Here is a 14,229-nt window from a genome sequence, read left to right as displayed (position 1 = left end):
CTCAGCGATCCTGCTGCATGGTGGCCCACAGGCCGGCCGCATGCAGCTTCGCGACGTCGACTTCCATGGATTCGCGGGTGCCGGAGGACACCACCGCCTTGCCCTCGTGATGCACCTGCAACATCAGCTTGGTGGCGTGCGGCTCGGAGTAGCCGAACAGCTTCTGCAGGATGTAGGTCACGTAGTTCATCAGGTTCACCGGGTCGTCCCACACGATGGTCACCCACGGACGCTGGGTCGCCTCGACGGACTCGTCCTGCCGTTGTCCAACCGACCCTGGCTTGGTCGGTGCTGACGCAGCCATGGCTCCCAGGATAGCGGGCGTCATTTGCCGCAAGAACTCACTGTCCAGCGGCTCGTCCATCGCCGCCTCGTCCATCGGCTGGAGCTTCATCGCCTCGCTCCTCACCGGCTCGTCCCTCCCCGGCTCGTCGATCGGCTAACGTTGCCCCCTGTGACGGTGGCCCTGCTTACCGACAAATACGAACTCACCATGCTGTCCGCCGCGCTGCGCGACGGCACCGCGCAGCGCCGTGCCAGTTTCGAATTGTTCGCCCGGCGGCTACCCGCCGGGCGCCGCTACGGCGTGGTCGCCGGCACCGGACGCTTTCTGGATGCCCTGGCGCAGTTCAGGTTTGACGACGCCGCACTTGAGACGGTCGCGGAGTTCTGTGACCCCGCCACGCTCGACTACCTGCGGGACTTCCGCTTCGCCGGCGACATCGACGGCTACGCCGAGGGCGAGCTGTACTTCCCGGACTCCCCCGTGCTCTCGGTGCACGGCACCTTCGCCGAGTGTGTGCTGTTGGAGACGCTGTCGCTGTCAATCTTCAACCACGACAGCGCGATCGCCTCGGCAGCGGCCCGGATGGTCAGCGCCGCGGCCGGGCGCCGCCTGATCGAGATGGGTTCGCGTCGCACGCACGAGCGGGCGGCCGTCGCTGCGGCGCGCGCAGCCTACATCGCCGGGTTCGACGGCACCTCCAACCTGGAGGCCGGCCGCCGCTACGCCGTGCCCGCGCTGGGCACCAGCGCGCACGCCTTCACCATGCTCTACACCGGTCCCGATGGCCCGGACGAGCCGGCCGCGTTCCGCGCCCAGGTGGCCGCGCTCGGGGTGGGCACCACTCTGCTGGTCGACACCTACGACGTCACGGCCGGGGTGGCGAACGCGATCGCGGCGGCCGGCACAGAGTTGGGCGCGGTGCGCATCGATTCCGGCGACCTGGGTGTGCTCGCCGGCCAGGTCCGCCGGCAACTCGACGAACTGGGCGCCACCGGCACCCGCATCGTGGTCTCCGGAGATCTCGACGAGTTCGCCATCGCGGCCCTGCGCGCCGAACCGGTCGACAGCTACGGCGTGGGCACCTCGTTGGTCACCGGATCCGGCGCCCCCACCGCCAACATGGTCTACAAGCTGGTCGAGGTCGACGGCCGCCCGGTCACGAAACGCAGCAGCAACAAGCAGTCCCACGGCGGCGCCAAGCAGGCCGCTCGGTTGGCCAAGCCGTCCGGCACCATCACCGAGGAAGTGGTGTTCCCCGCCGGGCGGCCCCCGGCCGATGCCGAAGGCGCGCGAACGCTGACGGTGCCGTTGGTGCGCGGCGGTCAGCGGGTCGCCCCCGACGACATCGCCGCGGCCCGCGCACTGGTCGCCGACGGCCTGACCAGCCTGCCGTGGGAGGGCCTCAAGCTGTCCCACGGCGACCCGGCCATTCCGACCCGGCTTGTCGCGCCGTGACCCCGCGCCCATGACGGTCGGCGATTCCGAGCAGGCCGGCACCCTGGAACTCCTTGCCGAGGCGGTCGCCGCCCTCGGCGGCACGGAGCGCGCCGGGCAGGTCGAGATGGCCCAGGCGGTGGCCCGCGCGTTCGCCACCGGCGAGCACCTCGCGGTGCAGGCCGGCACCGGAACCGGGAAATCCCTGGCGTATCTGGTGCCGGCGCTGGCGGCGGCCATCTCCGCGGACCGCGACGCCTCCCGGGGTGCGGTCGTCGTGTCCACGGCCACCATCGCCCTGCAACGCCAACTCGTCGACCGCGACCTGCCCCGCCTGGCCGAGGCACTCGCATCGAAGCTACCGCGCAAACCGCGCTTTGCGCTGCTCAAAGGTCGCGGAAATTACCTGTGCCTGAACAAGATCCACAGCGGAGCTGGTGAGCCCGATGCCGCCGAGGCCGCGCAGGACGAGCTGTTCGAGCCGTTCGCGGCCACCGCGCTCGGGCGCGAGGTGCAGCGGCTCACCGCGTGGTCGTCGGAGACCGAGACCGGCGACCGCGACGAGCTCAAGCCCGGCGTCACCGAGCGGGCCTGGGCCCAGGTCAGCGTGTCGGCCCGGGAATGCATCGGCGTGTCGCGATGCCCCTACGGCACCGACTGTTTCTCCGAGAAGGCTCGCGGCACAGCCGGTTTGGCCGACGTCGTCGTCACCAATCACGCGCTGCTGTCCATCGACGCCATCGCCGATGCCGCCGTGCTGCCCGAGCACGACCTGCTGGTCGTCGACGAGGCCCACGAGCTGGTCGACCGGGTCACCGCGGTCGCCACCGGGGAACTGACCCCGGCACTGCTCACGGTGGCCCAGCGGCGCAGCGCGCGGCTGATCGGGCCGGAGCTCGCCACCCGACTCGAAGCCGCCGGCGCCACCTTCACCTCGGCGATCCACGACGCCGAACCGGGTCGCATCGACCACCTCGACGACGAGCTGGCCACGTATCTGACCACCCTGCGCGACGCCGCGCACGCCGCGCGCTCGGCGATCAACCCGACCCCGGGCGATCCCCAGGCCGCCGCGGCCCGCGCCGAGGCCGTCGCCGGGCTCAGCGACATCGCCGACACCGCGACCCGCGTCCTCGAATCGTTCGGGCCGCCGCTGACCGAACGCACCGATGTCGTCTGGCTGGCCCACGAGGACAACCGCGGATCGGTACGCCCGGTGCTGCGGGTGGCGCCGCTGTCGGTGGCGGGCCTGCTGCGCTCGCGCCTGTTCGCCACGACCACCACGGTGTTGACGTCGGCGACGCTGACCGTCGGCGGCAGCTTCGACTCGATGGCCGCCGCGTGGGGATTGACCCGCGCGCGGACCCAGGAACCCGACAACACCGCGGACGCGAAAAGTCCCCCGTGGCGCGGGATCGACGTCGGCTCACCGTTCCAGCACGACAAGGCCGGCATCCTCTACGTCGCCAAGAAGCTGCCCCCACCCGGCCGCGACGGTGCCGGGTCCAGCGAACAGCTCACCGAGATCGAGGAGTTGATCACCGCCATCGGCGGCCGGACCCTGGGCCTCTTCTCCTCGATGCGCGCCGCCCGCGCGGCCTCCGAGGCCATGCGCGAGCGGCTGGAAACCCCGGTGCTGTGCCAGGGCGAGGAATCCACCTCGACGTTGATCGAGCAGTTCGCCGCCGACCCGGCCACCTCGCTGTTCGGCACGCTGTCGCTGTGGCAGGGCGTCGACGTCCCGGGGCCGTCGCTGTCGCTGGTCCTCATCGACCGGATCCCGTTCCCGCGGCCGGACGACCCGCTGCTGACCGCGCGGCAGCGCTCGATCGCCGCGCGCGGCGGCAACGGCTTCATGGCGGTCTCGGCCTCCCATGCCGCGCTGCTGTTGGCCCAGGGCGCCGGCCGGTTGCTGCGCCGCGCCGACGACCGCGGCGTGGTGGCGGTGCTGGACTCGAGGATGGCCACCGCTCGCTACGCCGGGTATCTGCGGGCCTCGCTGCCACCGTTCTGGTCGACCACCGACCCCGCCGCGGTGCGCCAGGCGTTGACGCGGCTGCGCGCGACATTGGCCGGCAACTGATCCACGAGCGGCGATCTCGCCGCTAGTCTGACTGCGAAGCGGGGGCGCGGGCTCCTCGGGGTCGGGAGGTGGCGCCAGTATGCCGAGGCTGGGCCTGGGTTTCGCGGTCGGTGCCGCGGCGTTGCTGTTGGCGGCCTGTTCCACCACGGTCTCCGGGGCCCCGGTCTCGGTGTTCGCCGACCCGTTCAAGGTGGCCGGCATGCGCGCCGTGGACGGCCCGACCGGACTGCGCGAGGACGTGCACCGCGACGGGCGCGCGGTCTCCGAATCCGACGGCGGCGAAATCGATGAGCTGGCCGGGCAATCGGTCGCCGATGTCGAGCAGTTCTGGGAGGGCGCCTTCCCCGAGGCATTCGACGGCCGCAGCTTCCAACCCGTCGATGCGGTGATCTCCTGGGACGCCGAGGATTACGCGGGGGTCTTCTGCGGCAGCGACACCTACGGGTTGGTCAACGCGGCGTTCTGCCCCATCGACAACACCATCGGCTGGGATCGGGCCGTGTTGCTCCCCGCGCTGCGACAGGTGCACGGCGACATGGCGATCACCATGGTGCTGGCCCACGAGTACGGGCATTCGGTCCAACAGCAGGCCCGGTTGAACCGGCGCGGCACCTCGACGCTGGTCGCCGAGCAGCAGGCCGACTGCTTCTCCGGTGCCTACATGCGGTGGGTCGCCGAGGACAACTCCGACCGCTTCACCCTGAGCACCGGCGACGGACTGAACAACCTTCTCGCCGGGATGATCTCGTTTCGCGATCCCCTGCTGTCGGAGGACGACTACGTCTACAGCGCGGACATGGACGAGCACGGTTCGGCGTTCGAACGCATTTCGGCATTTCAGTTCGGCTTCACCGACGGCGCCTCGGCGTGCGCGGCCATCGACGCCAAGGAGATCGCCCAGCGGCGCGGTGAACTGCCGGTCGCGTTGCAGCAGGGCGAAACCGGTGAGTGGCCCGTGACCGAGCAGTCGGTGCGCTCGTTCGTCGGGGCGCTCAACGCCAAGTTCACGCCGGCGGAGCCACCGCGGCTGGCGTTTGCGGCCGAACCCGCGGCGTGCCCGGACGCGCGCCCGAGCCCGCCCGCGTCGTACTGCCCGGCCACCAACACCATCACCGTGGATCTGGCGGGGTTGGCCCAGATGGGCTCCAGCCCCGCCGAATTCGACCCGGCCGCACCGCTTTCCGGTGACAACTCGGCATACTCGGTACTGGTGTCGCGCTACATGATGGCGCTGCAGCACGCCCACGGCGGGGTGGCGCTGGACACCGCCGAGGCCGCATTGCGCACCGCGTGCCTGACCGGGGTAGCCACCACGATGCTCACCCAGCAGGTGAGAACCCCCGAGGGCGACACCATCGCGCTGACCGCCGGCGATCTGGACGAGGCGGTCGCCGGATTACTGAGCAACGGACTGGTCGCCAGCGATGTCAACGGCGAGTCCGTGCCCGCCGGGTTCTCCCGGATCGACGCCTTCCGCACCGGCGTCCTCGGCGACCAGGACCGCTGTCTGAAGCGCTTCCCCTGACCGGGCCGTCACACCTTCTTCGTGGTGCCGTAGTAGGCCTGGATGGCGTCGGACATGTCGGTCGAGCGGGTCAGCACCGCATAGGAGCGGATGAACGACTCACCCATGCAGCCGTCGATCTTGATCTGGAAACCGTTGACCGACACCCACGGCTCGGCGCCCTTGTACTCCTTCTTGGTCACCGGGACGATGTGGATGATCCCGGGCTTGAGGCCGACGGCGATACCGCCGCTGATGGGGGTCGACAGCACCGGCGCGATGCCGTCGGCCAGGATTCCCGCCGAATCGATGCCCAGCAGACCGATCGACGGGGTCATCCCGACGCTGCCGGTGAGCGTCACCCCGTTGGACGTGCTCATGTCGATCCCGCAGCCGATGTGGTAGCCGACCTCGAGCACCCCGCGCGGCTCCTCGCCGTCGTCCGGACCGCTCACCGACCCGTTGAAGACGCCGGCCACCTCGTAGCTGCGCGACGAGAGGGCGGTGGTCAGCGGGGGGATCGGGCGCAGGATCTCGTCGGTGGCGCCGACGGTGAGCGTCCAGCCGTCGGGCGCCTCGGAGGTGGCGGGCGGCGCGGAGACGATCACGGCGTCGTCGACGGGCGGGGCGCCCTCGCCCGGTCCGGGCGCCGCGGCCGGATCCACCGGGGCCGCGGCCGGATCGGCGAGCGCCTCGCCCGGGTCCGCGGGCAGGGCGGCGACGTCGACGACGGGTTCGGGTGCCGGCTCGGGCTCGGCATTGGCCGGCGGGACCGACAACACCAGGAGCAGACCCGCCAGGACCGCGACCAAACGTCGACCATGGATCACGATGTAGCCCTCCCTGGGCGTCCAGCCGGGCCCGCCGCCCCGATGCGACGACTCGTGACGCCTCTTTCCGGAACTTACCTGCTCGCCAGGCCGGTTCGGAAAGGCGGCTCCCACTCAGTTGGGAAGACGCTGCACGAAGCCACTTTCCAGCGCCACCCACAGCGCGCCGTCCGGACCGATGGCCATCCCGTGCGGTTCGCTGCCGGGCGGCAGGTCGAACAGCACCGCCTCGCCGTCGGCGCTGACCCGGGCGAGTTGGTCGCTGCCCCACAGGCTGACCCATACGCCGCCGGCCGGGTCGGCCACCACCGCATGCGGCTTACCGGGCAGGTCGAGTTCCTGGATGGCCTCGTCCATGGGGATGCGCCCGATCTTGTCGGCGAGGATCGCGGTGAACCACACGGCGTCGTCGTGGGTGGTGGTGATGCCGACCGGGCCCGCGCCCGGGGTGGGCAACTCGCGGACGGTGAGGGCGCCACCGACTTCGAGTCGCCCGATCGCGTTGCCCTGGTTGAGGGTGAACCACACCGCGTTGTCCGGGCCCGCCACGATCATCGAAGGCATCCCGCCGGTGGCCTGCTCGACTGAGATCTGCCCGTCAGTGGTGATCCGGCCGACGGTGCCCGCGGTCATGTCGGTGAACCACAGGCAGCCGTCGGGTCCGCCGGCGATCCCGAACGGCGTGCTGCCCTCGCCCAGCACGAACTCGCTGAGCTCACCGTCGACGGTGACCCGCCCGATGCGCGCATCGCCGGCGCGGGTGAACCACAGCGCGCCATCGGGGCCCGCGACGATGTTGGACGGCTTGGCGTCCGGCGCCACCGGGAAGACGTCGACGGCGCCGTCGGCCCCGACCCGGGCGATCTCCCCGCTGTGCACCAACGTCACCCACATCCGCTGGTCCGGTCCCATGGCCAGGCCGTACGGTCCGCCGTCCAACGCGACGGTCAACGCGGAGCTCACGCCAGCGTCACCAGCCCGAGTTCGTTGTCGCCGGCCAGCAACGGGTGGCGCGGCAGCACGCGCACGGTGTAGCCCACCGAGCCGGCCACCGGCAGCGGGGCCGAGGTGGTGAACACCTCCCCGTCCTCGCCGGCACCGGTGTGCGTCATCGCCACGGTCACCGGATCCAGCAACGAATCAGTGCCGTCGACGCGGCCCAGCACGGCCTGCACGTCCACCTCGTCGGGCCGCAGACCGGCCAGGTGGACCGTCGCCGTCAGGGTCAGCTCCGAACCCAACAGCGGCGTGTCCGGCAGACCGGTCGCGTCCACATCGGTGATCGCGATCTGCGGCCAGGCCGCCTCGACGCGGGCCCGGTAGGCGGTGAGCTCGCGGGCGGACTCGTAGGAGGTCGCGGCGGTGCGCCGGAACGACTGCGCGGCGGGCGCGTAGTACTGCTCGGTGTAGTCGCGCACCATCCGGGAGGCCAGCACCTTGGGTCCCAGAACCTGCAGGGTGTGCCGGACCATCTCGACCCAGCGGGCCGGAACCCCGGCGTCGTCACGGTCGTAGAAGCTCGGGGTGACCGAGCCGGACAACAGGTCGTAGAGGGCGGCTGCCTCCAGGTCGTCGCGGCGGGCCTCGTCCGCCACGCCCGCGGCCGTCGGGATCTCCCAGCCATTCTGGCCGTCATACCACTCGTCCCACCAGCCGTCGCGGATCGAGAGGTTCAACCCGCCGTTGAGGGCACTCTTCATCCCGGAGGTGCCGCACGCCTCCAACGGGCGCAGCGGGTTGTTCAGCCAGACATCGCAGCCCCAATAGAGCAGCCGCGCCATCGACATGTCGTAGTCGGGCAGGAACGCGATGCGGTGCCGGACGTCATGGCGGTCGGCGAAGCGCACCACCTGCTGGATCAGCGCCTTGCCGCCGTCGTCGGCCGGGTGCGACTTGCCCGCGACGATCAACTGCACGGGCCGGCTCTCGTCGAGCAGCAACGCCTCGAGTCGCTCGGGGTCGCGCAGCATCAGCGTCAACCGCTTGTAGGTGGGCACCCGGCGGGCGAACCCGATGGTCAGCACGTCCTTGTCGAAGGCGGCCGAGATCCAGCCGAGTTCGGCCTCGGTGGCCCCGCGCTCCAACCACGAGCGACGCAGCCGGGCCCGCACATCCTCGATCAGCAGCGCGCGCAGTTCGCAGCGGATCTGCCAGAGCCGGCTCGCGTCGACCTGCTGGACCCGCAGCCAGGTGTCGGGGTCGCCCAGCGAGTCGTCACCGGCGAGCTCCAGAGCCAGGTCGATCCACGGCGGGGCGGCCCAGGTGGGCGCGTGCACGCCGTTGGTGACCGAGCCGATGGGCACCTCGTCCTGGTCGAACCCGGGCCACAGCCCGCTGAACATCGACCGGCTGACCTCGCCGTGCAGCAGCGAGACACCGTTGGCGCGCTGCGCCAGCCGCAGGCCCATGTGCGCCATGTTGAACTTGCTCGGATCTTCTTCGACGCCGAACTCGATGACCCGGTCCAGCGGCACGCCCGGCAGCAGCGGATTGGGCCGGTCGTCGGCGAAATAGCGTTGCACCATCTCGGTGGGGAACCGGTCGATACCGGCGGGGACGGGCGTGTGCGTGGTGAACACGGTGCTGGAGCGCACCACCGTCAGCGCGGTGTCGAAATCCAGGCCGGCCGACGCGATGTACTCGCGGATCCGTTCCACTCCCAGGAATCCGGCGTGGCCCTCGTTCATGTGATAGACCTCGGGCTCCGGGCGTCCCTCGATCGCGGTGTAGGCGCGGATTGCGCGGATGCCGCCGATGCCGGCCAGGATCTCCTGCTTGATGCGGTGTTCCTGGTCGCCGCCGTAGAGCCGGTCGGTCACCCCGCGCATGTCGTGCTCGTTCTCGGGGATGTCGGAATCCAGCAGCAGCAGCGGCACCCGTCCGACCTGGGCCACCCAGATCCGGGCCCGCAGCTGCGCCCCCGCCGGCATCGTCAGGTCCACCAACGCAGGAGCGCCCGCGGCGTCGGTGAGCAGCCGCAAGGGCAGCCCGTGCGGATCCAGCGACGGATAGGTCTCGTGCTGCCAGCCCTCGGCGGTCAGCGACTGCCGGAAGTACCCCGACCGGTAGAGCAGGCCCACGGCGATCAGGGGCAACCCCAGATCCGAGGCCGACTTGAGGTGGTCCCCGGCCAGGATGCCGAGACCGCCGGAGTAGTTGGGCAGCACGGTGGCCACCCCGAACTCCATCGAGAAGTAGGCGATTCCGGTGGGCAGGTCGGCCGCGTCCTGCTGCTGGTACCAAAGCGGCCGGGTCAGGTAGTGCTCGAGATCGGCGGCCAGGGCATCCAGTCGAGTGACGAACGCCTCATCGCCGGCGAGCTCGTCGAGACGCTGCGGGCTCACCGCACCCAGCAACGCCACCGGATCTCCACCGGAATCGAGCCACAGGTCGTTGTCGATCGTGGCGAACAGATCCTGGGTGGGTTTGTCCCACGACCAGCGCAGGTTGGTCGACAACTGGGCGAGGGCGGCGAGCCGGTGCGGCAGGTGCGCACGGACGGTGAACCGACGGAGGGCTTTCACGCATCGATACCCTACCGACATTTCGGGGTCCCGCAGGGTCGCCGCCGACTCGCATAGCGCTCCTTTCGGCACAGCGACCATTACGGTGTGAAGTACGCGCGAAGTGGTTAAACCCAAGACCAACACGGCGCAGACCCTTCCGCAGCCATCGAGCCCTAAGGAGCGCATGAGTGTCCGGTCGCATCGAGATCGATGACGTCGCGCCCGCAGTGTCCGGAGGCAGGTTTCCGGCCAAAGCGGTCGTGGGCGAGGTGGTCCCGGTCAGTGCCACGGTGTGGCGCGAGGGCCACGACGCGGTCGCGGCCACGCTGGTGGTGCGCTACCACGGCGCGAACTATCCGCAGGTGGTGAGCGGCCCGGCGGTACCGGCCGACGACCGACCGACTCCCGCAGCGAACTCGCGGCGCAAACCGCAGTTGCTGCCCATGGCGGCGGGCCACAACCCCGACGTGGTGCACGGCCAGTTCGTTCCCGACGAGGTCGGGCTTTGGACGTTCCGGGTGGACGGTTGGGGGGATCCGATCAGCACCTGGCGCCGGGCGGTGATCGCCAAGCTCGAGGCCGGCCAGAGCGCGGCCGAGTTGTCCAACGATCTGTTGGTGGGCGCCCAACTGCTGGACCGCGCGGCCACCGGGGTGCCGCGGGCGCAGCGTGCCCCGCTGCAGGCCGCGGCCGAGGCGCTCCGGCAACCCGGTGACGCCGGCGCACGCGCCGCCCGCGCCCTCTCCGAGGAGGTCGGCGCCCTGTTGCAGCAATATCCGCTGCGCGAATTGCTGACCCGGGGCCCGCAATTCGGGCTGTGGGTGGACCGACCCGCCGCCCGCTTCGCGGCCTGGTACGAGATGTTCCCCCGCTCGACCGGCGGCTGGGACGCCGAGGGTCGCCCCGTGCACGGCACCTTCACCACGGCCACCAAGGCGCTGCCGCGGATCGCCCGGATGGGCTTCGACGTGGTGTACCTGCCGCCCATCCACCCGATCGGCAAGGTGCACCGCAAGGGCCGCAACAACACCGTCACCGCCGCCCCCGGCGACGTCGGTTCGCCGTGGGCGATCGGCAGTGACGAGGGTGGCCACGACGCGATCCACCCCGAGCTGGGCACCCTGGCCGACTTCGACGAGTTCGTCGGTGCGGCAAACGATCTGGGCCTGGAGGTCGCTCTCGATCTGGCGCTGCAGTGCGCCCCGGACCACCCGTGGGCCACCCACCACCGGGAGTGGTTCACCGAGCTGCCCGACGGCACCATCGCCTACGCGGAGAACCCTCCGAAGAAGTATCAGGACATCTACCCGCTGAACTTCGACAACGACCCGGCCGGTCTCTACGCCGAGGTGTTGCGCGTGGTGACGCACTGGATTTCCCACGGTGTGAAGACGTTCCGGGTCGACAACCCGCACACCAAGCCGCCGAACTTCTGGGCCTGGCTGATCGCCGAGGTCAAACGCCTCGACCCCGATGTGCTGTTCCTGTCCGAGGCCTTCACCCGGCCCGCCCGGCTCTACGGGCTGGCCAAGCTGGGGTTCACCCAGTCCTACAGCTACTTCACCTGGCGCACCGCGAAGTGGGAGCTCACCGAGTTCGGCAATCAGATCGCCGAGTACGCCGACGTCGCGCGGCCCAACCTGTTCGTCAACACGCCGGACATCCTGCACGAGAGCCTGCAGCACGGCGGCCCGGCCATGTTCGCCATCCGCGCGGTGCTGGCCTCGACGATGAGCCCGTTGTGGGGCGTCTACTCCGGCTTCGAACTGTTCGAGAGCCAACCGGTGCGCGAGGGCAGCGAGGAATACCTCGATTCGGAGAAGTACGAACTGCGTCCCCGCGATTTCGACGCCGCGCTGGCCGAGGGCCGTTCCCTGGAGCCGTTCCTCACCCAGCTCAACGAGATCCGCCGGTTGCATCCGGCGCTGCGCGAGATGCGCACCATTCACTTCCACCACATCGACAACGACGCGCTGCTGGCGTACAGCAAGTTCGATCCCGTCACCGGGGACTGCGTTCTGGTGGTGGTTGCGCTCAACCCCTTCGGGCCCGAGGACGGCACGTTGTGGTTGGACATGGGCGCGCTGGGTATGCAGCCCTACGACCGATTCTGGGTGCGCGACGAGGTCAGCGGAGAGGAATATCAGTGGGGTCAGGCCAACTACGTTCGGCTCGACCCGGTCAAGGCGGTCGCGCACATCGTGAACATGCCACTGATTCCCCCGGAGGCCCGCAGCACGTTGCTGCGCCGCCAGTGACCGACGACATGAGAGGACGAGGCCCGATGACCGGCACCGAGACCGTCAGCAAGCACCTGGCGCCGGACCCCTCCGATCTGCACCGGCTGGTGTCGGGCACCCACCACGACCCGCACTCGATCCTGGGCGCGCACGAATACGGTGACCACACAGTCATCCGGGCGTTCCGGCCGCACGCGGAGCGGGTCACCGCGCTGGTCGGCGGTCAGCGTTACCCGCTGCAGCCGATCGATTCCGGCCTGTTCGCGGTGGCCCTGCCGTTCGTCGATTTGATGGATTACCGCCTGGAGATCGGTTATCCGACTCCCGACGGCGACCTTTTCGACCTCACGGTGGCCGACGGCTACCGGTTCCTGCCCACGCTGGGCGAAGTCGACCTGCACCTGTTCGCCGAGGGCCGCCACGAGCGCCTGTGGGAGGTCCTTGGGGCGCACCCGCGCTCGTTCGAGACCCCGGACGGCACGGTCGAGGGGGTGTCGTTCGCGGTCTGGGCGCCGAACGCCAAGGGCGTCAGCCTCATCGGCGATTTCAACCATTGGGACGGCCGCGAGGCGCCCCTGCGGGTGCTGGGCTCGACCGGGGTCTGGGAGTTGTTCTGGCCCGACTTCCCCACCGACGGCCTCTACAAGTTCCGGGTCCACGGCGCGGACGGCAGCGTCGCCGACCGTGCCGACCCGATGGCATTCGCCACCGAGGTGCCGCCGCAGACCGCCTCCCGGCTGTTCGTCAGCGACTACACCTGGACCGACGGCGAGTGGATGGCCCGGCGTGGCGCCGGCAACCCGGTCTTCGAGCCGATGAGCACCTACGAGGTGCACCTCGGGTCGTGGCGGCCGGGCCTGTCGTATCGCGAACTGGCCGAAGAGCTCACCGAATACGTTGTCGCCCACGGCTTCACCCACGTCGAGCTGTTGCCGGTCGCCGAGCACCCGTTCGGCGGGTCGTGGGGTTACCAGGTGACGTCGTACTACGCGCCGACCTCCCGGTTCGGCACCCCCGACGACTTCCGCTACCTGGTCGACGCCCTGCACCGGGCCGGCATCGGCGTTCTGGTCGACTGGGTTCCGGCCCATTTCCCCAAGGACGCGTGGGCACTGGGCCGGTTCGACGGCACCGCGCTCTACGAGCACGCCGACCCCCGCCGTGGCGAGCAACTCGATTGGGGGACCTACGTCTTCGACTTCGGCCGGCCGGAGGTTCGCAACTTCCTGGTCGCCAACGCGCTGTACTGGCTGCAGGAGTTCCACATCGACGGGCTGCGGGTCGACGCGGTGGCGTCGATGCTGTACCTGGACTACTCGCGGCCTGCGGGCGACTGGACGCCCAACATCTACGGCGGTCGCGAGAACCTCGAGGCGGTGCAGTTCCTGCAGGAGCTGAACGCCACCGTGCACAAGACCGCCCCCGGCGTGGTCACCATCGCCGAGGAGTCCACCTCCTGGCCCGGCGTGACCCGCCCCACCAGCCTTGGCGGACTTGGCTTTTCGATGAAGTGGAACATGGGCTGGATGAACGACACGCTGGACTACATCAGCCGCGACCCGATCTATCGCAGCTACCACCATCACGAGATGACGTTCTCGATGCTGTATGCGTTCAGCGAGAACTACGTGCTGCCCATCAGCCACGACGAGGTGGTGCACGGCAAGGGCACGCTATGGAGCCGGATGCCGGGCGACGACCACGTCAAGGCCGCCGGGCTGCGCAGCCTGCTGGCATATCAGTGGGCGCACCCCGGCAAGCAGCTGCTGTTCATGGGCCAGGAGTTCGGCCAGCGCGCGGAATGGTCCGAGGAGCGCGGGGTCGACTGGTTCCAGCTCGACGAGAACAGCTTCTCGACCGGCATCCAGCAGCTGGTGCGCGACATGAACGGCATCTATCGGGACACCCCCGCGTTGTGGACCCAGGACACCAAGCCCGAGGGCTACTCGTGGATCGACGCCAACGACTCGGGCAACAACGTGCTGAGCTTCCTGCGCTTCGGGGCCGACGGGTCGGTGCTGGCCTGCGTGTTCAACTTCTCCGGGGCCGAACACTCCAGCTACCGGCTGGGGTTGCCGCACGCCGGCCGCTGGAGCGAGGTGCTCAACACCGACGCCACGACCTACAACGGCGCCGGCGCGGGCAACCTCGGCGGCGTGGACGCGACGGCCGAGCCCTGGCACGGACGGCCGGCCTCGGCGGTGCTGGTGCTGCCCCCGAACGCCGCCCTCTGGCTGCGCCCCGACTCCGACTCACAACCCGCCCAAAGGTGAGTTTGGGCCGCTTTGTGCGAGTGACTTCCGGCAAAACGTCGACCTCGGCGCGGGCGGGAAGTCGAGCGGGGCA

9 protein-coding genes are annotated in these 14,229 nt (G+C 70.1%); 5 read left to right on the top strand and 4 right to left on the bottom strand.

Annotated elements, in window-relative coordinates; translation table 11 throughout:
- Position 1 precedes the first annotated feature (1 nt).
- Positions 2 to 304 (bottom strand): ATP-dependent Clp protease adapter ClpS, encoded by a 303-nt coding sequence (gene clpS / locus R2K23_RS06920; RefSeq protein ID WP_316517110.1) that lies wholly within the window; start codon positions 302 to 304, stop codon positions 2 to 4.
- A 150-nt stretch (positions 305 to 454) separates the two neighbouring features.
- On the opposite strand from clpS, the gene R2K23_RS06915 reads away from it, so the two are divergent.
- Genes R2K23_RS06915 through R2K23_RS06905 form a run of 3 tightly spaced genes read left to right on the top strand, consistent with a single transcriptional unit; the run spans position 455 to position 5,328 of the window.
- Positions 455 to 1,741, top strand: a complete 1,287-nt coding sequence (locus R2K23_RS06915) for a nicotinate phosphoribosyltransferase (protein WP_316515490.1) — start codon at positions 455 to 457, stop codon at positions 1,739 to 1,741.
- A gap of 10 nt (positions 1,742 to 1,751) precedes the next feature.
- Positions 1,752 to 3,803 (top strand): ATP-dependent DNA helicase, encoded by a 2,052-nt coding sequence (locus tag R2K23_RS06910; RefSeq protein ID WP_316515488.1) that lies wholly within the window; start codon positions 1,752 to 1,754, stop codon positions 3,801 to 3,803.
- 31 nt (positions 3,804 to 3,834) lie between these two features.
- A complete protein-coding gene (locus tag R2K23_RS06905; RefSeq protein WP_316517108.1) occupies positions 3,835 to 5,328 on the top strand; it encodes a neutral zinc metallopeptidase in 1,494 nt (497 codons plus the stop codon).
- Positions 5,329 to 5,336: 8 nt separating this feature from the next.
- Here R2K23_RS06905 and R2K23_RS06900 read toward each other — a convergent pair whose 3' ends face one another.
- From R2K23_RS06900 to glgP, 3 genes are all read right to left on the bottom strand, one after another.
- Entirely contained in the window at positions 5,337 to 6,140 is an 804-nt protein-coding gene (locus R2K23_RS06900) for an MspA family porin (protein ID WP_396893545.1), read from the bottom strand.
- 111 nt (positions 6,141 to 6,251) lie between these two features.
- Positions 6,252 to 7,100 (bottom strand): Vgb family protein, encoded by an 849-nt coding sequence (locus tag R2K23_RS06895; protein ID WP_465270711.1) that lies wholly within the window; start codon positions 7,098 to 7,100, stop codon positions 6,252 to 6,254.
- Positions 7,097 to 9,661 carry an alpha-glucan family phosphorylase gene (glgP, locus tag R2K23_RS06890; protein WP_316515484.1) on the bottom strand — a complete coding sequence of 855 codons (2,565 nt, stop codon included), beginning with the start codon at positions 9,659 to 9,661 and terminating at the stop codon, positions 7,097 to 7,099. The genes R2K23_RS06895 and glgP overlap by 4 nt, the downstream gene beginning before the upstream one ends.
- 170 nt (positions 9,662 to 9,831) lie before the next feature.
- On the opposite strand from glgP, the gene R2K23_RS06885 reads away from it, so the two are divergent.
- Together R2K23_RS06885 and glgB are read left to right on the top strand one after the other, a co-directional pair.
- Positions 9,832 to 11,901 (top strand): alpha-1,4-glucan--maltose-1-phosphate maltosyltransferase, encoded by a 2,070-nt coding sequence (locus tag R2K23_RS06885; RefSeq protein ID WP_316515482.1) that lies wholly within the window; start codon positions 9,832 to 9,834, stop codon positions 11,899 to 11,901.
- A gap of 26 nt (positions 11,902 to 11,927) precedes the next feature.
- Positions 11,928 to 14,156 carry a 1,4-alpha-glucan branching protein GlgB gene (gene glgB / locus R2K23_RS06880; RefSeq protein ID WP_316515481.1) on the top strand — a complete coding sequence of 743 codons (2,229 nt, stop codon included), beginning with the start codon at positions 11,928 to 11,930 and terminating at the stop codon, positions 14,154 to 14,156.
- The last annotated feature ends 73 nt before the right edge of the window (positions 14,157 to 14,229 follow it).

Source organism: Mycolicibacterium sp. MU0050 (genome assembly GCF_963378085.1).
Classification (GTDB): domain Bacteria; phylum Actinomycetota; class Actinomycetes; order Mycobacteriales; family Mycobacteriaceae; genus Mycobacterium; species Mycobacterium wendilense.
This window is presented reverse-complemented; position numbering and strand designations above follow the sequence as displayed.